Here is a 1,609-nt window from a genome sequence, read left to right as displayed (position 1 = left end):
ACCGAGCCCGGTGGTGCCGGGCAGGCCGCCGCCACCGCCACCGCCGCCGAGCGCGGGGACCGTCGGGGCGCCGGCACCGGCCAGACCGCTGCCGTAGTCGTCGGCGAGGCTGCCCGTGCTCGGGTCGTAGCCACCGTTGGGGTCGTAACCACCGCTCGGGTCGTAGCCGCCAGTGGTCAGGCCGGGGTGCGCGGTGGAGCCGATCCCGGTGGTCCCGGTCTCGGGCACGCCGGCCCCGCTGAGCGACGGCATGCCACCGCCCGGCATGCCACCGGTCGAGGGCATCCCGCCCATGCTGGGCGCGCCGCCGGTGCTGCCGGCGCCGGGGCCGCCGCCGAGGTCCGGGGTCTGCACGTCCGGCGACTGGGTGGTGCCCGGCGTGGTCTGGCCGGGCGTGCCCGAGTCGATGGTCACGTATTCGCCGCTGACCTGGTTGTAGACCTTGGCCGCCTCGTCGGACTTGTCGTTGAGCCAGTCGGCGAGCGAGGTGAGCGGGTCGAGCAGGCCCAGGAAGTCGGGCTTGACCTTCATCTCGAAGAGGCCCGTGTCGATCACGATGCGGCCGTTGCGCGCCTCCAGCACGTCGTTGACGCAGCTCGCGGGGATGGGGAACTCGGCCTGCGCGGCGCTCAGCTTGTCGGCGGCGGTCTTCAGCGACTGGACGATGCCGTTGTGCTTCTCGGCGTCGTCGACGACCCGGCCCGTGTCCGTGGCGATCTGCTTGACGTGGGTCTTGAAGGACTCGTACGCCGGGCCCTTCCACACCTCACCGAGATCGGCGACGTTCGTCTCCAGGCTCTCCTTGACGGAGTTCAGGTTCTTCAGCAGCTGCTCCCAGCCCAGGGCGGCGCTGGTGACGTCGCCCGGCCTGCCCGCGACGACGATCTGCTGGCACATCTCTTCCCAGCTCGGCATCCTGTCACCCTCCCGATCAGCCGTTGGATCCGTTGGTGGCGGCTTGGCTGAAGGCGCGCTCCATCTCGGCGGCGGACATGGCGTTCGCCTTCTCCGCCGTCTCGTAGTTCTCCTTGACCTCGCGCAGCGCGTTGGCGGCCTGGTAGAGGTCCTCGGCGAGCTTGCGGACGCTCTGCTGCGTGGTGGTGAAGAGGCTGCCGTGCTTGCGGGCCAGGTCGCCCGCCCGGTCGAAGGCGCCGAGCGGGCTCGTCGCCCCGCCCCCCACGCCGTTCATGCCGCCCGACGCCGCCGCGCCGCCCATCCGGTCCTGGATCTCGACCATCGTGTACGACTGCTTGTTGAGAAACGAGGCGTGCGACTCCAACCACTCGATGGCCTTGTCCAGGCTGGACGCGTCCCACTCCGTGTTGTCGCCGCTCTCGCCCGACCCCGGCACCAGGCCGGAGGGGGTCTGCGCCCGGTTGACGTTGTCCATCGTGATGCCGCTGACATGCACGGTGGGTGCCAGCGGGGTGATGGGCATGTATGGGGTGTCCACCCGGATCTCCTCCGGCTGGTCCGTCCTATCGTCCGTCATCGGTTCCTCCCCGTCGCCGACTGACAATGTGGCTTACTGCTGGTGTCCGCCGGGGGCCGGCGGGGGTGGTGCCGGCGGCGCACCGTACGGGTGGGTTCCGCCGGTGGGCGTCGGGCC

At 71.0% G+C, this 1,609-nt stretch carries 2 protein-coding genes; both read right to left on the bottom strand.

From position 1 onward, the window contains the following. Positions 1-915, bottom strand: a 915-nt coding sequence (locus F6X68_RS32560; protein WP_370519024.1) for a WXG100 family type VII secretion target, incomplete at its 3' end; no start/stop codon positions are given. A 16-nt stretch (positions 916-931) separates the two neighbouring features. After that, on the bottom strand, positions 932-1,492 hold the full coding sequence (locus F6X68_RS32555; protein ID WP_132231850.1) for a hypothetical protein: 561 nt from the start codon (positions 1,490-1,492) through the stop codon (positions 932-934). Positions 1,493-1,609: the final 117 nt, after the last annotated feature.

Origin of the sequence: Micromonospora sp. AMSO12t, from assembly GCF_008806585.1 — a bacterium.
In the GTDB taxonomy this organism is placed as follows: Bacteria; Actinomycetota; Actinomycetes; order Mycobacteriales; family Micromonosporaceae; genus Micromonospora; species Micromonospora reichwaldensis.
The sequence above is the reverse complement of the archived record's forward strand: the minus strand, read 5'-3'. Positions and strand labels throughout refer to the sequence as shown.

Bases quoted from the DNA above. Each gene is read 5' to 3' on its own strand.
- F6X68_RS32555 (WP_132231850.1), bottom strand. From the start codon at position 1,492: ATGACGGACGATAGGACGGACCAGCCGGAGGAGATCCGGGTGGACACC.